This is a genomic window from Sporosarcina sp. GTC18466, assembly GCF_055389225.1.
The window spans coordinates 668,272-691,429 of sequence record NZ_AP044037.1; the positions used below are offsets into that span (position 1 = coordinate 668,272).

The window sequence follows — 23,158 nt, forward strand, 5'->3', positions numbered from 1 at the left end:
CCGCTTAATATTCGTCTTCCCGGAAACCGAACTCCCGGAGCTGCCCCGGCTTGTTCCGCCAATCTTTTTGCACTTTCACCCAAAGTTCCAAATAGACTTTCGAGCCGAGAAGCATTTCGATATCATGGCGCGCTTTTGTGCCGATCTCTTTCAGAAGAGCACCGCGTTTGCCGATGACAATCCCCTTTTGGGAATCACGCTCGACAACGATTGTCGCCATGATGTCGACGAGGCTCTTCTCTTCATTCGGCGCGATCTTCTCAATGGCAACAGCGACAGAGTGGGGGATCTCCTCCCGCGTCAGATGAAGAACTTTCTCGCGGATCAATTCGGAGATGATAAAACGTTCCGGATGATCAGTCACTTGATCATCCGGATAATATTTCGGCCCTTCCGGCAAGTATGTTTGCAGCGTCTCCATCAGCCGCTCGACATTATTTCCGTTCAGTGCTGACAGAGGGACGATTTCGGCAAAGTCATATTCCTTCGTGTACGATTCGATGATAGTAAGGAGGTCGTCCGGATGAACAAGGTCAATCTTGTTGATGACGAGGAACACCGGTGTCTCCGTTCCCTTCAGGAGATCGATGATGAACCGGTCGCCGCCCCCGACAGGCTCGTCCGCATTCACCATGAACATGATGACATCCACTTCTTTCAGCGTATTGCGGGCTGTCTTCACCATGAAATCCCCCAGCTTATGCTTCGGCTTATGGATTCCGGGAGTATCGATGAAGATAAGCTGGGAGGCGTCAGTCGTAACAACCCCCTGCACTTTGTTCCGGGTCGTCTGCGGCTTATCGCTCATGATGGCGATTTTCTGGCCGACCACCCTGTTAAGGAATGTCGACTTTCCTACATTCGGCCGGCCGATGATGGAAATGAAGCCGGACTTGAATCCATTATTCTCCTGCTCCATAATCCATGTCCTCCTTCGTGAATGCTCCTGGCAGCAGCTCTGCCACTGTCGTTTCCTGGACGGCTCCTTCCAGATTCGTCAAATACACAGGCATGGACGGATCGCAGAATTCAGCGATCACCTGGCGGCATGCCCCGCATGGCGAAATAGGATGTTCAGTATTGCCAGTAACGGCCAGTGCCTTGAAAGTTGTATCCCCTTCTGAAATCGCTTTGAAAAATGCTGTGCGTTCTGCGCAGTTCGTCATGCTGTATGCCGAATTCTCTATATTGCATCCCTGGTAGACTTTGCCGTCATCCGTGAGGAGCGCTGCGCCGACCGCAAATTTGGAATAAGGCACATACGCTTTCTTGCGTGCCTCTTTCGCTTCATTGATCAATTGTTCTTTTTCCATATGTATCACCTCAGTTGATTAGTTGAAAAACCATTTAGGTATGAACAGAAGGCCGCCGATGATGGCACTCATAATGGCGAATACAAGAACCGCTCCTGCAGCGGTGTCCTTCGCCTGTCTCGCAAGTGTTTTGTATTCATCCGTCACAAGATCCACAACCCGTTCAATCGCCGTGTTCATCAGTTCAAGAGAGATCATCCCGCCAAAAAGGATGAGCACGATCATCCATTCGGTGCGGGAGAGGCCTGTCAAGATGCCAGCAGCCAGTACGGAGGCAGCGGCGGCCAAATGGATTTGGACATTCCGTTCCCGCCTGGCTCCGTGGACAATGCCTCTCCATGCGTAGACGAACGACTTGCCGAGACTGCGGATGAAATTCATCTTTGGAGCCCGTAGGAGGAGAGGATCTCTTCCTGCCGGCCGAACATCACTCTCTCCTCCTGCTCGTCCATATGGTCATAGCCGAGCAGATGCAGGAAACCGTGAAGCGCCAGGAAGCCGATTTCGCGGCTTTCATCATGACCATATTCGGCCGCCTGACGTTTCGCCGTCTCAAGAGAGATAATGATATCACCAAGCGCGGTCGGCATCCCTTCTTCCTGGACGATCGCTACTTCCCCTTCTCCCATTTCCTCCAAAGCAAAGGAGATCACATCCGTTGGAGCATCCTTTCCGCGGTACTCCTTATTCACTTCCTGTATCGCGCTGTCATCCATGAATGTGATGGACACTTCAGGGTTGCCCTCCAACTTCTCCATTTTTGCGGCATGTGACAGCAGTCCGCGGATCAGCTGCTCCGTCTCATCTGTTGTGCTGCCCGTTTCATCTTCAAAATAAAATTCAAGCATTAGTCCTGTCATCCTTTCGGGTCATTCTGGATATTCGATCCGGCTGTGAAAAATACCGTTAAGCGTTTCACAAATGACTTTTTCCACAGTCTTCAGTTCGCGGACTGAAAGATCGCATTCATCAAATTGCCCATCACTCAATTTATCGTTGATGATCGACTTCACGAGTCCGGCGACCTTTTCCGGCGTCGGCTCTTTCATTGACCTGACGGCTGCTTCGACACTGTCCGCTATTGAAATGATAGCAATCTCCTTCGTTTGCGGTTTGGGTCCTGGATATCTGAAGTCATCTTCGTTCGCCGACCCTTCAGTCTCCCTCGCTTTCACAAAGAAGAATTTCAGAAAGCTCGTCCCATGGTGCTGCATTGCTATGTCGACGATCTCTTTCGGCATCTTATGCTTCTTCAGCATTTCAGCTCCGTCAACAGCATGGGAAATAATGATATCACGACTTTTTTCAGGGGGCAATGAATCATGCGGATTCACTCCTCCATGCTGGTTTTCAATGAAAAACCCTGGCCTGACCGTCTTGCCGATATCATGGTAGTAACAGCCGACTCTGGCGAGAAGGCCATTGGCTCCCACGGATTCGCAAGCCGCATCCGCAAGATTTGCCACCATGACGCTGTGATGGTATGTACCTGGTGCTTCTGTCAGCACTTTTTTCAGTAGCGGATGATTTGGATTTGAAAGCTCGATGAGCCTCATATCGGACAAAAGGCCGAATGCAGATTCAAAAAACGGCATAAGACCGATTGTCAATGCCCCCGATAATATCCCCGATGCGAGCCCCGCACTAAAATAGAAGAGCCATTCCGTCAGGTTATATGTCGATTGGGTCATCAAAAGATAGAATGCGATAAAAAGCATATTCGATACAGCGACTGCGATGCTGGTCCGCAGGATGTTCGACCTTCTTCCATTATCACCGAGGAAGTACAGGCTGATGAGCCCGCTCATCAGAATATAGAGGGCGATCTCCATCTGCATGATTGCAGCATACCCTTCTTGCAGCATAATGCCGGCTGCAGCTGCTGTGATAAATGTCATCAGTAAAGCGAGACGCTCATTTGTCAGCAGTTTGACAAGGAGCGGGGCGAGTGCTGTCGGGAAAAGGAAAGCGACTTGCACGTCGAATTCCTTATCGATCATTCCAATCAGTTTCATCAGTATGATAAGAATGAAAAAAATCGAGTAGACGATCAGCAGCCATTTCTTCTTGACGCCACTGTCAGCATCAGATGTCCTGAAATGCAAAAAGATGATGGCAGAGATGAATAGGACGAATAATGCCAGGGCGATCAGCGGTTTGGTCGACGACTGATTGGTCAGCAGCCCGGTCAGTTCCAGCTGCCGGTAGGTCTCCTGGTCGATGAACTGCCCTTCACGTACGATTACTTGTCCTTGCAGGATCCGGGTCGGTTCCACCGCATTTTTCTCCTGCTCAATCCGTTTTTCGGTCAGCTCCTCGTTCACTTTCTCGGACTCTACGATCAAAGAGCGGGCGATGGTGATGGCAGTCTGCAATTCATTGGGCGGTATGGAATCAGATAGCCTGATTTTACGTTCAACTTCATACCGGACGGTGGACAGGTCGCCGGTCCTCACCGGTTTTGCGAGTTCATCCCCGATCATACTGACAATTGTTGTTCTCATCTTTTCCAGAGTGACAGCATTCTCACTAAGAAGACTCAGAATCGCCTCATCCGTCAGCCGGAGATTCGGTTCTTCCTCTTCAAGTTTCGACAGCTTCTCGCGGACCTGCTTCAGGCGCTCTTTGTTACTTGGAGCAGGCTTGTCCGGGTCTGTCTCGCCTGTCCCTTCCTGCTTCTTCGCCTCAAGGATGATATCAAACAGGTCTCCGGCAATCGCTTTTCTGGTTTTCGCAACCTCTTCCGAGAATTGATATACGGGAGCCGCTTCCCTCGCTACCCGCTCCCTTTCCTGCTCGGTCTTTTCCGTATCCTCGACCGTCTTGAGCGACCTGAGCGTCGTCGGTGAGATCTGGAATGCGGACAGTTCATACGTCTCCTGCTTCACATCACTGTACATGAACGCGTACAGGATGAAAGACGATATAATGATGACGAATAGTGCAAGATATGTGAACTTCAGCTGTTTCAGGCGTTTAACAATGGAACGCAAGATGACTCCCCCCTGTCCCTTTCTCCCTTTTTTCTATAGCTGCCGCCACAATTCGTCAGGAAGTTAGACAAAAAGCAGTCATGTATTATGACTGCTCATTTTCATATGCATCAATAATTTTTGCAACTAGTGGATGACGCACGACATCCGCTTGCTCAAGGAATTGGAAATGGATGTCGCCGACACGTTTCAAGATCATTTCAGCGGCGATGAGTCCAGATTCAACGCCCCGCGGCAGATCGATCTGTGTCTTATCCCCGGTAATCACCATTTTCGACCCGAATCCGAGTCTGGTCAGGAACATTTTCATCTGTGCCTTTGTTGTGTTCTGAGCCTCGTCCAGAATGACAAACGCATCGTCAAGAGTCCGTCCGCGCATGTATGCTAGCGGAGCGATCTCTATGACGCCTCTCTCCAGAAGGCGTGCTGTCTGTTCGGCGCCGAGGACATCATTCAGTGCGTCGTAAAGGGGACGTAAGTATGGATCGACTTTCTCCTTCAGGTCACCAGGCAGGAAGCCAAGACTTTCTCCAGCTTCCACCGCAGGTCTCGTCAAGATGATCCGTTTCACGGAACTGTTCTTAAGCGCCTGAACAGCCAGGACGACAGCAAGGTACGTTTTCCCGGTACCTGCAGGCCCGATTGCGAAAACCAGATCATTGCGACGGATCGCCTGTACATATTCACGCTGGCCGATCGTCTTCGCCCGGATCGCTTTCCCTTTCGCGCTGCGTGCGATCTCCTCATCATACAATCCTGCAAAATACTCAAGTGTTCCGCTTTTCGCCATTTCGATTGCCGTCGAAACATCGCGCAAGTTTATGTTGATTCCTTTCCGGATGACTTTCAGCAATTCTTCAAGCAATGACTTTCCGAGGATTATCGCCTGTTCCTCGCCAGCAAGTGAGATGGTTTCCCCGCGGGTCAAGATGGCGATGCCCAAATTCTCTTCAATCAATTTCATATTTTGGTCGGATATGCCGAGCAGCATGATAGCTTCGTTCGGTTCCTCGAGATGAAGTTGAATCATTTGTTCGCTCAATTTTTCAGTCTCCTTGGGATATCGGTCTTTTTACAGCAATATTGTCATTCATTAAAAACAATATAGTCCCACTAACTTTATCATTATCGAACGACACATGTAAAATGTTTTCATCTTTTATGGTGAGACTTGGGGAGGATTCCAGCTGGATCTTGTTTTTGAGCAATGGCAGGATGATGGTTTCTTCCATGCCCTCCGTTAAGGTGATGCGGCTCTTCTCGTCCATGCGTTTTTGCTTGACTGTAAGCGGCGATTGGAAGGTTATCCGGTTATCCTTCTTTTTGTCCCAAGGCAAGCGCCATGTGAAATCGACAATCTCTTCCCCCATCAATTGCATGTCGATCTCCCGCGGCAACGAAAAATTATATTCGGACCAATAATCTGCATACACTTCACCGTCCGCCCCGACGACCGCCGTCTTATCCCCTTGCACTAGTATGCCTGTCGCAAGCATATCGCCCTTCTTGACCGTCTGATGTAGGTGGGCGACCCGTTCTCCCCGGCTCAGCCTGAAGCTCGTGATAACGCCCCCTGTACGTGCATAGAGATGCGAAAGAGCCTCCTCCTTAATCACTTTCTCTCCTGTTCGCGGGGACATCATCGGAATGATGCGTAACGTCGTGCCTGAACGGTTGAAGCGCACCCAGGACAGTTCCGGTTCGTCTGCCATGATGAGCTGGCGGATCTCCCCTTCGTCAGGCAGCATGAACAATGGCCGCAGCTTGGTAATGGAAGCTTTTGAGAGCTTATCCTCAATCCGCTCAGCCACTTCCGGCATTTGCGAATCGACTTCCACTTTCCATAGGAACAGGGACGCCAAAACCGGTATCAAACAGGCGACGAGAAAGAAACCGGATGAAAACAGCCGGCTCTCGACTGATTCCTCTCCAATCCTCTCGATCGTCACCCGCAGACGGTATCCCCTTCTGTTCTTACGGATGAAGCTTATCCCTTTCCGGTCCGTGACAAAGCAGGATCCATCTCCGCTTTTGTAGAGGGAGACCACCTTGATGCCGGAAGAGGCAAGTTTCGCAAGGAATGCATTTTCTCCATTCCCCCGCAAGGTCACCTCATATTTTCCGCGCTTCATGGCCGGGCTCCTTCTTCTGCGGGCCTGATGGAAATCAGCTCGACAGAACTTACGTGCAGAACCGCCACTTCTTCTGAAAGAGTTTCGATATGGAGATCATTACCGGCCACATCAATCACATAGTCTCCAGTCCTGATCGCGCACGAAGCGGGGCTGAGCCTCAAAAGGCTGCATGGCCCGGTGATCCGGATGGAGGAATAGTTATCGATCAGGACGGAAGGATCCATCTTGAATAATTTTCGCATGGCTAAACCCCCTATTCTCATGGTATGACGAGAATAGGGGGCTGATGATTAACGTTTTGCTTTTGGCGGTCCCAATATCTCCGAAAAGATGATCCCTTTCAATAGATCCTCTTCCGTTCTAGGCATAAGACCTTGCGCATCTTCCATATCCAGCTGGCGTCGTTTACCGCCGTGGGCCGTCAATCGTCCTTTCCGCTGCTGCTCCATCTCTGCTTTAATCGCATCCAGCGCAGGCTGGGGATGGTCATGCTTCAGTTCCTGCACAGGCTTCCTTGCAGGCCTTGGCGCAGCAGTCGTCCTTTCTCGCGAGGGCTCTTTTCGCGGAGGAGGGCTGACTGGCTGCTGGCGGCTTGGCGGCTCTTCAGGAGGTTCTTGGAATTCCCGCTGGATTTCCTTATACATCTCCTGGGACATCTCTTTCAGTTTTTTAAACGGATCCGGCTGCCGCGGCTGTTCCATGAACGGCTTCGGCCCCGCAGCAGGCGGTCTTTTTTGCTGTTGACCCTGCTTTTCCTGCGACTTTTTAGCGCCGCCAAAAACGGCGCTTATGATCGCCATGATGACAACGATAATCAGCGATTCCATTCATACATCCCCTTTCCGGGAACTGGGTGCTAGACCGTCATTCTTTCGTCTGCTCCGGCTTTTGCTGATCTCCGCCAATTTTGCTGATGGAGTCGCGCATTCCCGTATCCGCCTGGATGTTCTTGTAATTCATGTAATCCATGATCCCGATATTGCCCGTGCGTAGCGCTTCCGCCATGGCAAGCGGCACTTCCGCTTCCGCGCCGACCACTTTCGCACGCATCTCTTGTACTTTCGCTTTCATCTCTTGTTCGTTCGCAACAGCCATCGCGCGGCGTTCTTCCGCTTTCGCTTGTGCGATGTTCTTATCCGCAAGCGCCTGTTCCGTCTGAAGTTCCGCTCCGATATTCTTGCCGATATCAACGTCCGCGATATCGATCGAGAGAATTTCGAATGCTGTCCCGGAATCGAGGCCTTTTGCTAGCACTGTCTGGGAGATCAAATCAGGATTCTCCAATACTTTCGCATGGTCCACGGAAGAACCGATCGTGGAGACGATACCTTCGCCGACACGTGCGACGACTGTGTCTTCTCCGGCTCCACCAACTAGACGGTCGATGTTTGCACGTACGGTGATACGCGCTTTCGCTTTCACTTCGATACCATTCATGGCAACACCCGCAATGAATGGCGTTTCAATTACTTTTGGATTAACTGACATTTGTACTGCCTCAAGGACATCCCGTCCAGCAAGGTCGATTGCGGCAGCCCGCTCGAATGTCAATTCGATGTTCGCGCGGTGCGCGGCAATCAGCGCGTTGACGACACGGTCCACATTACCACCTGCAAGATAATGGCTTTCCAGTTGGTTGATGCTGACGGTGAGACCTGCTTTATGCGCTTTGATGAGCGGATTGACGACGCGGCTCGGGATAACCCGGCGCAATCTCATCCCGATCAATGTGAAAATGCTGACGCGCACTCCTGCCGCCATCGCGGAAATCCACAGCGCCACCGGTACCATCGTAAAGAACACAGCGAGTACGATGATGATGACAATAGCCGCAATAGCAAGGCCGATTGCTCCTAATCCTCCAAAAATCTCCATCACTTATTTTCCCCCTTTTCCTGACATTCCCGCACAACGATGCGGGAACCTTCCGTTTTCACTATCATAACATCTTTCCCTTTGCCGATATAGCTTCCTTCCGAGACGACGTCGATCCGCTCCCCGTTCAGCCTGACTGTTCCGGCAGGACGGAGAGGGGTCACGGTGACAGCAATCTGTCCAAGCAGATCGGTGCGATTGACATTTGATACGTAACCGCTTTCCGTGTCCGTTGCGTCCATGAGCACCATCTTATTGAGAAGGTGCAATTTTCTTCCGAAGAATTTCATAATGATCACCATTCCTATGACCGCGATGGCAATTGCAATGAACACTGATAGCGCCATATACATAGGGTTGCCACCCGCCAAAATGATACTTGCCACAATAGCGACAGCGCCGATGACCCCGGCGATGCCCCCAGAAAGGAAGATTTCGAGCACGATCAGACCGGCTCCGATAATAAAGAGCAGGATTGATTCATAACCGGCAAGGCCTGCCACCAGGTGGCCGAAGAAAAACAGCGCCAGCGACACAAGTCCCATAGCCCCTGCGACCCCGAATCCCGGTGAATAGAGCTCGACGACAAGTCCGAGCCCGGCAATCGAGAGCAGGATCGGAACGACGACCGGATTGGTGATCAAGCGGGCAATCGACTCTGCGATCGTCACTTTTGTGGACACGACCTCGGCATCCGAGTAACCCGACTTGTCAAGCACCTCAGAGAATGAACGGACCGTCCCGTCACTATATCCCGCATCCAGAGCAGTTTTCGCTGTCAGCGTCAGCAGTTTGCCTTTAGGAGCATCGTACTCCGGGAGGTCGATGTCAGGCTCTGCCATGGCTTTTGCAATTCTTTCATCCCGGCCCTTGGCATCCGCAACTCCCGACATCTCGGCGACCCAGAAACTGTGCATCTTTGCATCTGCAGCAGTGCCCTCACCAGTCACGGCCTGGCCGGCTCCCATTTTGCCTGCTGGCGCCATATAGATCTTATCAGCATGGAGTGCGATATAAGCTCCCGCGCTTATGGCCCGGTCGTTTACGTAGGCGATGATCTCCATCTCCTCTTGCTGGCTGTCCAGCAGCTTGCCGATCTGCCCGGCAGCATCAATGAATCCCCCGAGTGTGTTGACCTCCAGCACCACCGCTTCCGCACCGGCTTCCCTTGCCTCTTTAAAAGAACGGTCCAGGAAGGCATACAGCCCTTTCTCCACATCGTCGTCAACCGGAACCTTATATACTTTCACCGTATCCGCGTCAGCCTGTACAAAAGGCATGGCGGCTGCGAGAACGAAGAACGACAACAATACAAACACTTTCATTCTTCTCAGCAATCGTTTCACCTCTTCCTGCTTCAATTATATCTCTTATACGTTTGAAATACCCGGAAGTTTCATTTCTCACAAAAGAAATCGTAGAACAGCAAAAAGTGCTTTATGCGTAAATAAACCGGATTGCCTTTTTCAGCAATCCGGTTTACATGTAATTGTTAAGTTAAGTTCCCAAAAGGAGCCCTAAAGGGAAATCAGTATTTGCGTTTACGGGCAGCTTCGGATTTCTTCTTCCGCTTTACGCTTGGTTTCTCGTAATATTCACGCTTTCTTACCTCTTGTATAGTACCACTTTTGGATACAGTACGTTTGAAGCGGCGAAGAGCATCTTCGAGCGATTCATTTTTACGAACGACAGTTTTCGTCATATCTCTTGTCCCTCCCTCCGAGCACACTTCATACAGGGCGGATGCCCTTGTACTGAAAAATTATACCGTACAATTTCTGTATGGTCAACAAAAAACTTTTACGAGATTCCATCATATTGAACAGGAACAATCTCGAGGAATCAATAATCAGATTCCGCTTTGAGTCCATTCATGATCTGTACGCCTGAGCTCGCACCGATGCGTGTCGCGCCTGCGGCTATCATCTTTTTCATATCTTCCAGGCTCCGGACGCCGCCTGAAGCTTTGACACCCATCTCAGGCCCGACTACTCCTCGCATCAGCTTGACATCCTCTTCCGTCGCACCGCCAGTCGAAAAGCCTGTTGATGTTTTGACGAAGTCTGCTCCAGCCGCACGGGATAATTCACATGCCTTTCGTTTTTCCTCATCAGTGAGCAAGGCAGTTTCGATGATGACTTTGACGATCGCTTTACCTTCCGCCGCTTTGACGACAGCTTCGATATCCTCTTTGACGAGATTATCCAGGCCGCTCTTAAGCGCTCCTATGTTAATGACCATATCGACTTCCTCGGCACCGCCCTGGATTGCATCCTCCGTTTCGAAGGCTTTTACCTTGGATGTCGTTTCGCCGAGAGGGAAACCGATGACTGTGCAAACTTTGACGTCCGTCCCTTTCAGCTCAGCGCTTGCCATTTCAACCCATGCAGGATTGACGCAAACAGATGCGAAGTTGTATTCCTTCGCTTCCGCACAGAGTGTCTCGATCTCCTGCTTCCTTGCATCCGCCTTCAGCAATGTATGGTCAATATATGAGGCAAAATTCGTGCTCACGTTCCATTCCTCCCTGCAGTTGTATGTACCTCCTCAACTATAGCAAACAACAGTTGACGATGCACGAAAAAGCTGCCTCCCGCGGCCGGGGAGACAGCTTCATCATTTATACAAGCGCTTCTTCCTGATCGATCACTCGCACAAACTGACCTTCATTGTACGGGTAGCCGGCTTTTACAACTTTCACTTTCACAAGCTTTCCTACCATTGATTCATCAGCGGGGAAGACGACCTTCAAGTAGTTGTCCGTATATCCTTCATACAGCCCGCTGCTTGGGTCCAGCTTGTACTTCTCTTCCGGAATCACTTCAAGGACTTCCCCTTCGAATTCCGAGGCATATTGTTTCGCAAGCTGGTCATTCAGCTCGATGAGCCTGTGGACCCGCTCGTTCTTCACTTCCTCGTCAATCTGATCTTCCATCCGCGCGGCAGGCGTGCCTGTCCGCTTGGAATATGGGAAGACATGCAGCTCGGAGAAACGGTGATTACGGATGAAGTTGTACGTATCCATGAATTCCTCTTCTGTTTCACCAGGGAACCCGACAATCACATCAGATGTGATTGCAAGGTGAGGAAGGGCTTCCCGAAGACGGTCGAGACGTTCTGCAAAGAATTCCATCGTATATTTGCGGCGCATCCGTTTGAGCACGGTATTGGAACCGGACTGGATCGGAATATGGAGATGCCGCACGACGATTTCGGATTCCTTAAGAACTTCGATGACTTCATCGGTCAGCTGGCTTGCCTCGATTGAACTGATGCGAAGACGTTTCAGGCCTTTCACTTTCGTTTCCAGATCACGGAGCAGGCGGGCAAGATTGTACTCTTTCAAGTCCTCGCCGTAGCCGCCCGTATGGATGCCTGTAAGCACAATCTCCAGGTAGCCGGCATCTACTAGCTGCTGCGCCTGGCGGATCACTTCCTCAGGATCTCTCGAACGCATAAGTCCCCGCGCCCAAGGGATGATGCAGAAGGTGCAGAAGTTGTTGCAGCCTTCCTGAATCTTTAGGGACGCACGGGTCCGGTCGGTAAACGCCGGTACATCGAGCTCCTCGTATACCCGGTTCTTCATGATGTTGCGGACCGCATTGATCGGCTGGCGCATGGTGCGGTATTCATCGATCAAACCGAGAAGCTTGGTGCGGTCTTGCGTGCCGACGACAATATCCACACCTGGAATCGCCATGATTTCAGCGGGCGATGTCTGGGCATAGCAGCCTGTGACGCAGATGACCGCATCAGGATTCTGACGGACCGCCCTGCGGATGACCTGACGGCTTTTCTTATCTCCCGTATTGGTCACCGTGCATGTATTAATGACGTAGACGTCAGCATTTTTTTCGAAATCAGCGCGATCGTATCCGGCTTCCTTGAAAAGCTGCCAGATCGCTTCTGTTTCGTAATGATTCACTTTGCAGCCTAATGTATGGAAAGCGACCGAAGACATCAGCTGCTCACCTCTTTCATTCAAATTCGTAAGACATGGCGGACAACGCATATAACGGCGCCGTTTCGGTCCGCAAGATGCGCGGCCCGAGCGAGACGGAAAGGAAACCTGCTGCCGCAAGTAGTTCCGCTTCTTTCCTTGAGAGTCCGCCTTCCGGCCCGAAAACGATAAGTATCGATTGTCTATGATACACGTTTTTCAGCCTGTCTGCAATCTTATTCGGTTCAGAACTCTTTGCATCCTCCTCATCCGCAACAAGGAGGATGTCGAATTCTTTTGCGGTTTCAATAAGCTGACAGAATGACAGAGGGGAGGAGATCTCCGGAATTGCCGTCCGGTGGCATTGTTCAGCTGCTTCTTTCGCAATCTTGCGCAGCCGTTCTGTCTTTTTATCCCCTTTTTTCGCATCCCATTTGACGACGGAACGTTCCGCTTCAAACGGGATGAGGGACGCCATCCCCAGCTCCGTCCCTTTTTGCACGATCAGGTCCAGCTTATCGCCTTTCGGCAGGCCGCTTGCGATTGCAACGCGCACAGGCATCTCGTTAGCGGGAAGAGGTGGTTGCTGATCAGCGATTTTGCTGATCAGGACTTCATCCGTGCCAATCCTGTCTATACGGGCAGCGAACGCTTCCCCGTCGCTTACCGCAATCACCTGGTCCCCTTCTTCCATTCGCATGACTCGTGCAATATGCTTTCCGTCATCGCCCTCGATTGCCGCCTTGCCGCAGTCATCAAAAGGGCGCTTTAAAAAATAGCGCTGCACGCCTTACGCCCCTTCCTTGCGGGCGATGATGGCAACCCAGTCTTCCATGAGTACAGTCTCGACAATCTCGAATCCTTTTTCTATGAGGTCATCCCTGACTTGGTCGCGTTTTTGGGAAATGATGCCGGAAGTGATGAAGAGTCCGCCTTCTTTCAGCTGGGAATGGGCGTCGCCTGTGAAGGTGAGGATGACTTCGGCAAGAATATTCGCGACAATGATATCCGCAGGACCTTCAACCGCTTCCAGGAGGTTGCCGTGCGAGACTGTCACCGTGTCTTCTGCGCCGTTAATGGAAATATTCTCCCTTGCCGCCTGGACTGCCACTTCGTCAAGGTCAAGCGCATATACTTTGGAAGCCCCGAGCATCGCGGCTCCGATCGCAAGCACGCCTGATCCAGTGCCGACATCAATCACTTCGCTGCCTTCCTTTACATACTTTTCAAGTGCCTGCAGGCAAAGGACTGTTGTCGGGTGCGTGCCCGTACCGAACGCCATGCCCGGGTCAAGTTCAATGATCAGCCCGTCAGAGTCGACGGGTTCATATTCCTCCCATGTCGGCACGATCGTGAACCGGTTGGAAATTTTGACGGGATGGTAGTATTTCTTCCAGGACGTCGCCCAGTCCTCTTCATCCACTTCATTTGTGCGGATCGTGCCAGCACCCGTCTCGATGCCGAACTTTGAAAGATTGGAGATCGATTCTTTGATTTCCGCGACAGTCTCGATCAAAAAGCTGTTGACGGGCAAATAAGCTTTTACGATGACCCCTTCTTCAGGGTAGTCACTTCGATCCAGATCGTAAATTTCGCCGAAACGGTCTTCATGTTCCCGATCCGGTTCATTGGAATCTTCGATGACTACTCCGCTTGCACCCGCCTCATGCAGGATGTTTGCAACCGCTTCTGTCGCCTCGTTTGTCGTATGGATGGAAATCTCAGACCATTTCATCATCGTTCATCCTTTCAGTCGCCTTTAATCGTCCGCTTGATTTTATCAAATAGTGAACTGGAGTACTCGTCAGGTGCACCGCCATCGATCGATGCGAATTCCCTAAGCAGCTCTTTCTGTTTTTCCGTCATCTTTTTCGGCGTCACGACCTTCACGATGACGTGCTGGTCGCCTGTGCCGTGGCCGTGCACATTTTTCACGCCTTTGCCGCGAAGACGGAAGTTGGTGCCTGTTTGTGTGCCAGCCGGGATCTTCAATTTGACGTTCCCGTGGATTGTCGGCACTTGGATTTCATCGCCGAGCGCCACTTGAGGGAACGTAAGCGGAAGCTCCAAGTAAATATCATCTTCCTCACGGATGAACTTTTCGTGAGCTTTCACCCGGAAAATGATGTACAAATCGCCTGCCGGTCCGCCGTTGATACCGGCTTCCCCTTTGCCTGCGACGCGCAGGCGCTGCCCGTCGTCGATGCCTGCAGGAACCGTCACTTTGATCTTCGCCCGTTTTGTCACGCGTCCTGCACCGTGGCATTTCTCGCATTTCTCAGGAATGATTTTGCCGGTTCCGTGACATGTCGGGCATGTGCGCTGGCTGACCATCTGGCCAAGCGGCGTATTTTGCGTGACAGAGATCTGCCCTGCCCCTCCACATTCCGGACATGTTTGTACGGATGTGCCTTTTTTGGCTCCTGTGCCATGGCATCGGTCGCATTCTTCTTCACGGGGCACTTCTATTTCAGTCTCTTTTCCGAAGACCGCATCCATGAAATCGATTGTCATGGTGTATTGCAGATCATCGCCTTTACGCGGCGCATTCGGGTCACGGCGCCTCGATCCGCCCCCGAAGAACGTGCTGAATATATCTTCAAAACCGAAACTGTCCGCTCCGCCTCCGCCAAAGCCGCCGAATCCGCCGCCTCCGAAGCCTCCAAATCCTTGATTCGGATCTGCATGGCCGTATTGATCATATTGCGAACGTTTCGTTTCATCGCTCAGCACTTCGAAAGCTTCAGTAATTTCTTTGAATTTCTCTTCGGCTCCCGCTTCCTTATTTAGATCGGGGTGATATTGCTTGGATAATTTCCGGTATGCCTTGCGAATCTCTTCTTTTGAGGCCGTTTTCGGCACGCCAAGCACTTCATAATAATCACGCTTACTCATCATTCCACTCTCCCAAACTCTGACATGGTGATATCAGGGCTCGCCAGCCCGTATTTACATACGTTCTAGTGTACCATGCGAAGAGGAAGTGCGTTACTAATTAATATGGATCGTTGCACTTTCTTCCCGTTCGCATGATACCTGCACAAACGAAAAAGCCAAAGCCGAAAGTTCGGACTTTGACTTTCTCATGCAAGCTGTCACTGTCAGTTTTTCTTGTTATCGTCCACTTCTTCGAAATCAGCATCGACTACGCCATCATCTTGCTGGCCGTCGGCTGATTCGCCTTGAGCCTGTGATGCCGCCTGTGCTTGTTCGTAAAGTTTGACGGATAGCTGCTGAACGATCTCTTCAAGTTTTTCCTTCTTGGATCGCATATCATCCAGGTCGCCGCTTTCAATGGCAGCTTTCAACTCATCCTTCGCTTCTTCCGCTTTCTTCACTTCTGCTTCATCCACTTTGCCTTCAAGGTCTTTCAACGTCTTTTCTGCCATGAAGACGAGCTGATCCGCTTCGTTTTTCAGGTCAGCTTCCTCTTTGCGGCGTTTGTCTTCCTCCGCGTGTGATTCAGCATCTTTCACCATGCGATCGATCTCGTCATCCGAAAGGCCGGAGCTCGATTGGATAGTGATGTTCTGCTCTTTCTGTGTGCCAAGATCTTTCGCTTTGACGGTAACGATACCGTTTTTATCGATATCGAATGTCACTTCGATTTGCGGGATGCCTCGTGGAGCTGGCGGAATGTCAGTCAACTGGAAGCGTCCCAAAGTCTTGTTATCAGCTGCCATCGGGCGTTCACCCTGAAGGACATGGATGTCAACAGCCGGCTGGTTGTCCGCTGCTGTCGAGAAGACTTGTGATTTGCTTGTCGGGATTGTCGTATTCCGGTCGATCAGCTTCGTGAAGACCCCGCCCATTGTCTCGATACCGAGAGATAGAGGAGTTACGTCCAGAAGAACGACGTCTTTCACATCACCCGTGATGATGGATCCTTGGATTGCCGCACCCATCGCTACGACTTCATCCGGATTCACGCCTTTGTATGGCTCTTTTCCGATTTCTTTCTTGATCGCTTCCTGAACCGCAGGGATCCGCGTAGAACCGCCGACCAGGATGACACGGTCGATTTCAGATGGGGACAAGCCGGCATCTTTTAGCGCCTGGCGAGTCGGAACCATCGAGCGTTCTACGAGATGAGCAGTCAACTCATCGAATTTAGCGCGGGAAAGCGACACTTCTAGGTGGAGCGGGCCAGCATCTCCAGCTGTGATGAACGGCAATGAGATCTGTGAGTTCGTCACGCCGGAAAGATCTTTTTTCGCTTTCTCAGCAGCATCTTTCAAGCGTTGCATCGCCATTTTGTCTTTAGAGAGGTCGATGCCGTGCTCTTTGCGGAATTCCTGGACAAGATAGTCGATGATGACATTATCGAAGTCATCTCCGCCAAGCTTGTTGTCGCCCGCTGTAGCCTGCACCTGGAATACGCCTTCGCCAAGTTCAAGGATGGAAACGTCGAATGTACCGCCGCCAAGGTCGTACACGAGGATAGTCTGATCCTCTTCCGTCTTGTCCATGCCATAAGCGAGGGCTGCAGCTGTCGGTTCGTTGATGATCCGCTCAACTTCAAGGCCCGCGATCGTGCCTGCATCTTTTGTCGCCTGGCGCTGTGCGTCATTGAAGTAAGCAGGAACAGTGATAACCGCTTTGGATACTTTTTCGCCAAGATAGTCTTCCGCGTACCCTTTCATGTATTGGAGGATCATAGCGGAAACTTCTTGAGGTGTATATTCCTTGCCATCCGCATGCTCTTTGTAATCCGTACCCATATGGCGCTTCACGGACATGATCGTATTCGGGTTTGTGATCGCCTGGCGCTTCGCGACTTCACCTACGAGCCGCTCGCCATTCTTGAATGCTACGACTGAAGGGGTTGTGCGGTTGCCTTCCGGGTTTGGAATGACTTTTGCTTCGCCGCCTTCAAATACTGCTACTACAGAGTTTGTTGTCCCTAAGTCAATACCGATAATTTTACTCATACTAAAATTCCTCCTAATATATGCGACATTCCGACTTTCACCAATGGCTAATTCCTCTTCAAAAACCAGTGTATCATTCGTTCACCTTGACCATCGATGGCCGCAGGACACGATCTTTCAACATATACCCTTTCTGAAGTTCATCAAGCACGGTTCCAGACGGTTTTTCCTCATCTTGCCCAGTCATGACGGCCTGGTGGAAATTCGGGTCGAATTCCTTTCCTTCGGCCTCGATTTCGACGAGTCCTTCCGATTTCATTGCTTCCAGCAGACTTCGGTGGATCATTTCCATCCCCGTCAATAAGGACTGGCTTTCCTCTGACTTCACCTCGACGGATAGCGCACGTTCAAAGTTATCAAGGACCGGCAGCAGATTCACCATAAGGCTTTGCGCCTTGTATTTTTCAGCCGCTTCGCGGTCAAGGTTGGCACGCCGCTTATAGTTTTCAAAATCAGCGTGCATGCGCAGCCTTCTCGTTTCTTCCTCGTCAAGCTTCGCTTTCAATGTTTCAATCTCTGAAGCTTCGCCTGAAGGATCTTCAGTCTGTGTGCTGTCTGTACTTCCAGCAGCTTCCTGTTCAGCTTCTGCAGAATTCCCTTCAGCCTGCTCCTCTTGCTCAAGGTTTTCCGTCTCAAGTCCTTTTTCTTCTTCAGTCATTATCCATTCCTCCTATCGGGTGATTCAGCGGATGTGCCGCTGCCGGCAGTAAGACTTGCAAGGGCGGTGGACAAATCCCCGCTAATAATATCAAGCAGCGTGATCACCCTGCTGTAATCCATCCGTTTCGGGCCGATGATCGCAATGGATCCGGACGTATTGCCGCCCGCGGAATAACTCGCCGTGATGACACTGCAGTCTTCCATTGCGTCATTGTTCAGCTCGGAACCGATACGGACATGGATCCCTTTCGTTTCATCCTGGAATAATGCCATTGCCGGCATCCCGTTTTCAAGCAGCTCGTAGAACATTTTCATTTTCTGTATATCGTGGAACTCCGGCTGTTTCAGCATGTTCATCTTGCCGCCGAAGAACAGCCGCTCCTCCGGTTTGACTTCCGTCGCTTTTTGCAAGGAGGCGAACACCTGGCTGGCATTATGGACATGCCTCTCAAACAGCAGGCTCGCTTCGCTTGCCAGCTTCTTCTGCAGAAGGCTGAGCGGCGTACCCACCAGGCGCTCGTTCAAGATGTTCACCATCTTCTCGATATCGGATGCTGTCATGCCTTCCGGTACGTCAAACACCCTGTTCTCCACATGCCCGCCATCAGTGACAATGATCGCGACCGCTTTCGTGTCAGCGAGAGGGACGATGGAAAACCGTTTGACCGAGTGGGCAGTGACATCAGGCCCAAGCAGTACTGCCGTGTACGTTGTCAGTTCGGACAGGATGACCGCAGAGTTGCGGATCAGTTCCTCTGTCTCCATGACGCGATTTTTGAAAATGGACCGCAGCTGCAAAGAGTCTTCCAGATTCAGTTTTTCAGGTTTCAATAAATGATCGACGTAGAACCGGTATCCTTTTTCGGAAGGGACCCTGCCTGACGACGTATGGGGCTTTTCCAGATAACCTAGTTCTTCAAGGTCCGCCATATCATTTCGGATGGTTGCCGGACTGAAAGGCGCTTCGGGTTTTTTCGATAACTGCCTTGAGCCGACAGGTTGTGCGGATTCGATGAAATCGTTAACCGTTAGTTGCAAGATCAGCAATTGCCTGTTTGTCAACATGTTCATCACTCCTGTTAGCACTCTTTGTTTATGAGTGCTAATACTTCATTTAATTTATCAAATCCTAACGGGCGTGTCAACGATTCGGCTCGTTTTACAGAAGGAACCGCTGGAACACTTCATTGCCCCGGAAAACCCCAGGTCTGGTCAATTTGTAATTCCCGCCGGACCGCTCAATCAATCCTTCGTCTATGAGTTTCTCTAACTCATTACCGTATATACCGGCCAGCTGTCTGCCAAATTTCTTTTCGAAAAATGCTTCGGAAACCCCTGAAATCTTGCGGAGGCCAAGGAACATTTCCTCTTCCATCGCCTCTTTCTCTGTGACAGTATGACTGTCAGCGACAGGGCGTTCACCGTTCGCTGTTTTTTTCATATATCTCTTCAAAGGCCCGATATTCGAATATCTGACGCCGCCCACATACCCATGTGCTCCAGCGCCGATTCCTGCGTACTCATCATTTTCCCAATAGATCTTATTATGGATAGATTCATGCCCGGGCATCGCGAAATTACTGATTTCATATTGATGAAGACCACGCGATTCCATGCGGTCGATCACCATACCGAACATGGCCGCTTCAGCATCTTCCCCTGGCAGCGGCAGCCTGCCTTTATTCATCAGGTTATAAAACACGGTCTTCGGCTCGATGATGAGCGAATAGGCGGAGTAATGGGGCAGGTCCAGTGCAAGCGCCTTATCCAGCGTATGCTCCCATACCTTTTCCGTCTGGCCGGGCAGCGCGTAGATCAAGTCTATGCTCATATCACGGAAGCCGGTCTGCCTCGCCATTTCAATGACGCGCTCCGCATCGTCCCCGCCGTGGGTCCTTCCAATTCTACGGAGCAGTTCCTCATCGAAAGACTGCACGCCGATGCTCAACCTCCGGACTCCTCCCTCAAAGAGGACTTGCAGTTTCTCCTTCGTCAGTTCATCCGGGTTCGCTTCGGTCGAGAACTCCTTCAGGTGATCAGTGTTGACATGCATTCGGATGATCTCCAGCAATCGTTTCAATTGAGCGGCGGATAATGACGTCGGTGTTCCGCCCCCAAGAAAAACAGTCTCGACCTGGTCAAAAGAGATTCCTTCGTTCTCCATTATGGTAAACTCCTGTCCGATCGATTCAATGTATTCGTCGACAGGCTGATTTTTGAAAAAGACTTTATTGAAATCACAGTAATGGCAAATTTGATGGCAGAATGGGATATGGATGTAAACTCCACGCATTGGACTGCCTCCTTTCGATTAAAAACAAGACCCTGTTTATTGTAACACCGCCAAAACCGCAAACGATACTGGCAGGTGTGACAGTGCAGTGTGATGGGTGGTTAAGGAAGCGGTTGGTTTGGCAAGGCGTACGATCCGTTTAGCAGCCGGAGCAATCCGGCTTCGCCTGCCAATGCTGAACGTTAAAAGGCGAGGGAAGCCCTTCCCCTCGCCCGTGCTTATTCCTCGTCCATTCGCAATACAGCCATAAACGCCTCTTGCGGAACTTCAACGGAACCGACTTGTTTCATCCGCTTCTTTCCTTCTTTTTGCTTCTCAAGAAGCTTCCGCTTCCGCGAGATGTCCCCGCCGTAACATTTTGCCAGGACGTTTTTACCGATCGATTTGATTGTCGAGCGTGCGACAATTTTTTGGCCGATCGCCGCCTGGACCGGCACTTCGAACTGCTGACGAGGGATGAGCGATTTCAATTTCTCGACAATCGCTTTTCCGCGTTCGTAGCCGAAGTCACGGTGGACGATGAAGCTGAGGGCATCCACCTGCTCGCCATTGAGGAGGATATCCATTTTGACTAGCTTGGACTGTTTATAGCCGATCAGTTCATAGTCTAACGAAGCGTATCCTTTTGTGCTCGATTTCAGCTGATCGAAGAAGTCATAGACGATTTCCGCAAGCGGCAGTTCATAGATGATGTTGACACGTGATGCGTCGATATAGTCCATCGTTACGAAGTTCCCCCGCTTGCGCTGGCATAGCTCCATGACCGATCCAACATAATCATTCGGAACCATGATGGACGCTTTGACGTATGGCTCTTCCACGTGGTCGATCTTCTGTGCTGCCGGCATCATGGACGGGTTGTCCACTTTCAATTCGGAACCGTCCGTCATGACGACGTTGTAAATAACGCTTGGCGCCGTTGTGATCAGGTCTATTTTGAATTCCCGCTCGATCCGCTCCTGGATGATTTCCATATGCAGCAATCCAAGGAAGCCGCATCGGTAACCGAAACCTAGCGCCTGGGAAGTCTCTGCTTCAAACTCGAGCGCCGCGTCATTCAACTGCAGTTTCTCGAGCGCTTCCCGAAGATCGACATACCGGTTGGAATCGATCGGATACAAGCCGCAGAAAACCATCGGATTCATCTTCCGGTACCCGGGCAGCGGTTCGCTGGCAGGGTTATTGACAGACGTGATCGTATCCCCGACGCGCGTGTCCCCGACGTTCTTGATGGATGCTGAAAGGAATCCTACGTCCCCGACAGTCAGTTCATCGCGCTGGGAAATATGCGGCGTGAAAACGCCAGTCTCCAGAACCTCGAATTCCTTGCCCGTCGCCATCATGCGGATGGAGTCGCCCGGCCGGACCGTTCCCTCGACGATCCGGATGTTGACGATAACGCCTTTATATTGGTCGTAGTGAGAGTCGAAAATGAGCGCTTTAAGCGGAGCTTCCGGGTCTCCTTCCGGCGCAGGCACCTTTTCGACGATCTGCTCAAGTATTTCCTCGATTCCGATCCCGGCTTTCGCGGAAGCGAGAACAGCTTCTGATGCATCAAGGCCGATGACATCCTCGATTTCCTGCTTCACCCGCTCCGGATCTGCTGCCGGCAAGTCGATCTTATTGATCACCGGTAAAATCTCAAGGTCGTTATCAAGAGCCAAGTAAACGTTCGCAAGTGTTTGCGCCTCGATTCCTTGTGCAGAGTCGACGACAAGGATCGCCCCTTCACATGCTGCGAGACTGCGTGATACTTCATATGTGAAATCGACGTGTCCCGGCGTATCGATCAGATGCATTGTATAATCCTCGCCGTTTTTCGCCGTATACTTCAATTGGACCGCGTTCAGCTTGATCGTGATGCCGCGTTCGCGTTCCAGATCCATCGAATCAAGTAATTGGGATTTCATTTCACGGGAACTGAGAGTCTCTGTCTTCTCCAAGATCCGATCGGCCAGTGTCGACTTCCCATGGTCGATATGCGCGATGATCGAAAAGTTCCGTATGTTCTTCTGGCGTGCCAATCTTTCCTCATGATTCATTGTGCAGTTCACTCCTATTTAAGCTACAAGCATTATAGCAAATAACTGCACAACATGTTACTAATACTTTCTTGCCGAAAGAAAAGAGCCGGTTCGCAGTGTGGCCGGCCCTGTCTTGCTTATTCGTTCAGAACTCCATTGATCGCTTCAGCGATGATGGCGATCGTACGATTCAGTTCATCTTCCGTATTGCCGATCCCGCCAAGTTCGACGAGAATAACGGCTGGGTCCAGGTCCTGATTGTATTTACCATCTACGCCCGGGCCTCCTTTTTTGATGATTTCCCTGGTGATTCCCGGAACGATGGTTTCCATGCTATTTCGGATCCTTTTTGCCATTTCAAGGTTTTGGGCATATGCAGGATGCTCTGTTCCTATGACGAATGCCACTTTTGCGTAATCCTTCCCCTCATGGGAGATTGTCGTACGGTCATGGCCTAATGAATCGCGGTGCATATCGATGACCAGATCATACGGCTGTCCGCTGATCGCTTCCTTTACATATGGACGGATTGCTTGGTACGCCTTGCTGTAATGGATGCCCTTCTTCTTCATTTCGAGGCCGTTGTGGACATCCAGCGTGGTGGCGTTGATCCCATTCACGAGTAATTGGCTTTTCAGTTTTTCTCCCATTTTCATGATGTTTTCCGTTTGATGGGAAGCAGTCGCTTTCCCTCCCGCCGCTTTTGTCACCGGTTCATACGCTTCTTCGGAATGCGTGAAATAGAGCAGGACATTTGCGGACCCGCTAGGCGCAGCAGGTTCTTCTGCTGCGTCTTCTTCAGCAGCTGAACCCTCTTCTTCCATGATATTTGCGGCATAGACGATATACGCATTGTCCTTGATGAGTTTTGGCGCTTGTGTTGGAGTCTCAGATGGCAGGAATTGAATGATGATCGGGAATAGGAAGAGAGCGAGTATCGCAGTGAACCAGATTTGCAGTGATTTTTTCAAAAGACATCCCCCCGTTTTCCAAC

At 50.9% G+C, this 23,158-nt stretch carries 23 protein-coding genes; all 23 read right to left on the bottom strand.

The features are described from left to right. Positions 1-4: 4 nt before the first annotated feature. Complete coding sequence (era, locus tag ACZ5FK_RS03385; protein ID WP_464806509.1) at positions 5-919, bottom strand: GTPase Era; 915 nt, start codon at positions 917-919, stop codon at positions 5-7. Continuing rightward, a complete protein-coding gene (locus ACZ5FK_RS03390) occupies positions 903-1,313 on the bottom strand; it encodes a cytidine deaminase (RefSeq protein WP_464806510.1) in 411 nt (136 codons plus the stop codon). The genes era and ACZ5FK_RS03390 overlap by 17 nt, the downstream gene beginning before the upstream one ends. Before the next feature lie 18 nt (positions 1,314-1,331). Then, positions 1,332-1,694 (bottom strand): diacylglycerol kinase family protein, encoded by a 363-nt coding sequence (locus tag ACZ5FK_RS03395; RefSeq protein WP_464806511.1) that lies wholly within the window; start codon positions 1,692-1,694, stop codon positions 1,332-1,334. Further along, the gene (ybeY, locus tag ACZ5FK_RS03400) at positions 1,691-2,161 is read right to left on the bottom strand and encodes an rRNA maturation RNase YbeY (RefSeq protein ID WP_464806512.1); all 471 of its coding nucleotides are present in this window, start codon (positions 2,159-2,161) and stop codon (positions 1,691-1,693) included. Before ybeY ends, ACZ5FK_RS03395 begins: the two co-directional genes overlap by 4 nt. A gap of 21 nt (positions 2,162-2,182) precedes the next feature. After that, entirely contained in the window at positions 2,183-4,309 is a 2,127-nt protein-coding gene (locus ACZ5FK_RS03405) for an HD family phosphohydrolase (protein ID WP_464807348.1), read from the bottom strand. An 82-nt stretch (positions 4,310-4,391) separates the two neighbouring features. Then, positions 4,392-5,336 (bottom strand): PhoH family protein, encoded by a 945-nt coding sequence (locus tag ACZ5FK_RS03410; protein ID WP_464807349.1) that lies wholly within the window; start codon positions 5,334-5,336, stop codon positions 4,392-4,394. A gap of 16 nt (positions 5,337-5,352) precedes the next feature. Beyond that, positions 5,353-6,438 carry a sporulation protein YqfD gene (locus ACZ5FK_RS03415; RefSeq protein ID WP_464806513.1) on the bottom strand — a complete coding sequence of 362 codons (1,086 nt, stop codon included), beginning with the start codon at positions 6,436-6,438 and terminating at the stop codon, positions 5,353-5,355. Next, complete coding sequence (locus ACZ5FK_RS03420) at positions 6,435-6,683, bottom strand: hypothetical protein (RefSeq protein ID WP_464806514.1); 249 nt, start codon at positions 6,681-6,683, stop codon at positions 6,435-6,437. The genes ACZ5FK_RS03415 and ACZ5FK_RS03420 overlap by 4 nt, the downstream gene beginning before the upstream one ends. A gap of 48 nt (positions 6,684-6,731) precedes the next feature. After that, on the bottom strand, positions 6,732-7,268 hold the full coding sequence (locus tag ACZ5FK_RS03425) for a hypothetical protein (protein ID WP_464806515.1): 537 nt from the start codon (positions 7,266-7,268) through the stop codon (positions 6,732-6,734). Between the two features lie 37 nt (positions 7,269-7,305). Continuing rightward, on the bottom strand, positions 7,306-8,316 hold the full coding sequence (gene floA, locus ACZ5FK_RS03430; protein ID WP_464807350.1) for a flotillin-like protein FloA: 1,011 nt from the start codon (positions 8,314-8,316) through the stop codon (positions 7,306-7,308). Then, positions 8,316-9,662 carry an NfeD family protein gene (locus ACZ5FK_RS03435; protein WP_464807351.1) on the bottom strand — a complete coding sequence of 449 codons (1,347 nt, stop codon included), beginning with the start codon at positions 9,660-9,662 and terminating at the stop codon, positions 8,316-8,318. The genes floA and ACZ5FK_RS03435 overlap by 1 nt, the downstream gene beginning before the upstream one ends. A gap of 182 nt (positions 9,663-9,844) precedes the next feature. Next, complete coding sequence (gene rpsU / locus ACZ5FK_RS03440; protein WP_076757758.1) at positions 9,845-10,018, bottom strand: 30S ribosomal protein S21; 174 nt, start codon at positions 10,016-10,018, stop codon at positions 9,845-9,847. Between the two features lie 140 nt (positions 10,019-10,158). Then, positions 10,159-10,830 carry a deoxyribose-phosphate aldolase gene (gene deoC, locus ACZ5FK_RS03445; RefSeq protein ID WP_464806516.1) on the bottom strand — a complete coding sequence of 224 codons (672 nt, stop codon included), beginning with the start codon at positions 10,828-10,830 and terminating at the stop codon, positions 10,159-10,161. A gap of 106 nt (positions 10,831-10,936) precedes the next feature. Further along, positions 10,937-12,277, bottom strand: coding sequence for a tRNA (N(6)-L-threonylcarbamoyladenosine(37)-C(2))-methylthiotransferase MtaB (gene mtaB / locus ACZ5FK_RS03450; RefSeq protein ID WP_464806517.1), 1,341 nt, complete (start codon positions 12,275-12,277; stop codon positions 10,937-10,939). 16 nt (positions 12,278-12,293) lie between these two features. Further along, complete coding sequence (locus ACZ5FK_RS03455) at positions 12,294-13,043, bottom strand: 16S rRNA (uracil(1498)-N(3))-methyltransferase (RefSeq protein WP_464806518.1); 750 nt, start codon at positions 13,041-13,043, stop codon at positions 12,294-12,296. Between the two features lie 3 nt (positions 13,044-13,046). Continuing rightward, on the bottom strand, positions 13,047-13,991 hold the full coding sequence (gene prmA, locus ACZ5FK_RS03460) for a 50S ribosomal protein L11 methyltransferase (protein WP_464806519.1): 945 nt from the start codon (positions 13,989-13,991) through the stop codon (positions 13,047-13,049). A gap of 14 nt (positions 13,992-14,005) precedes the next feature. After that, on the bottom strand, positions 14,006-15,151 hold the full coding sequence (gene dnaJ / locus ACZ5FK_RS03465; protein ID WP_464806520.1) for a molecular chaperone DnaJ: 1,146 nt from the start codon (positions 15,149-15,151) through the stop codon (positions 14,006-14,008). Between the two features lie 206 nt (positions 15,152-15,357). Further along, on the bottom strand, positions 15,358-17,187 hold the full coding sequence (gene dnaK / locus ACZ5FK_RS03470; RefSeq protein ID WP_464806521.1) for a molecular chaperone DnaK: 1,830 nt from the start codon (positions 17,185-17,187) through the stop codon (positions 15,358-15,360). A gap of 73 nt (positions 17,188-17,260) precedes the next feature. Next, positions 17,261-17,845: a nucleotide exchange factor GrpE gene (gene grpE / locus ACZ5FK_RS03475; RefSeq protein ID WP_464806522.1), complete on the bottom strand. Its 585-nt coding sequence runs from the start codon at positions 17,843-17,845 to the stop codon at positions 17,261-17,263. Then, a complete protein-coding gene (gene hrcA, locus ACZ5FK_RS03480; RefSeq protein WP_464806523.1) occupies positions 17,845-18,912 on the bottom strand; it encodes a heat-inducible transcriptional repressor HrcA in 1,068 nt (355 codons plus the stop codon). Before hrcA ends, grpE begins: the two co-directional genes overlap by 1 nt. Before the next feature lie 94 nt (positions 18,913-19,006). Beyond that, positions 19,007-20,140: a radical SAM family heme chaperone HemW gene (hemW, locus tag ACZ5FK_RS03485; RefSeq protein ID WP_464806524.1), complete on the bottom strand. Its 1,134-nt coding sequence runs from the start codon at positions 20,138-20,140 to the stop codon at positions 19,007-19,009. A 218-nt stretch (positions 20,141-20,358) separates the two neighbouring features. After that, entirely contained in the window at positions 20,359-22,182 is a 1,824-nt protein-coding gene (lepA, locus tag ACZ5FK_RS03490; RefSeq protein WP_464806525.1) for a translation elongation factor 4, read from the bottom strand. A 119-nt stretch (positions 22,183-22,301) separates the two neighbouring features. Continuing rightward, positions 22,302-23,135, bottom strand: coding sequence for a stage II sporulation protein P (spoIIP, locus tag ACZ5FK_RS03495; RefSeq protein ID WP_464806526.1), 834 nt, complete (start codon positions 23,133-23,135; stop codon positions 22,302-22,304). Positions 23,136-23,158 lie beyond the last annotated feature (23 nt).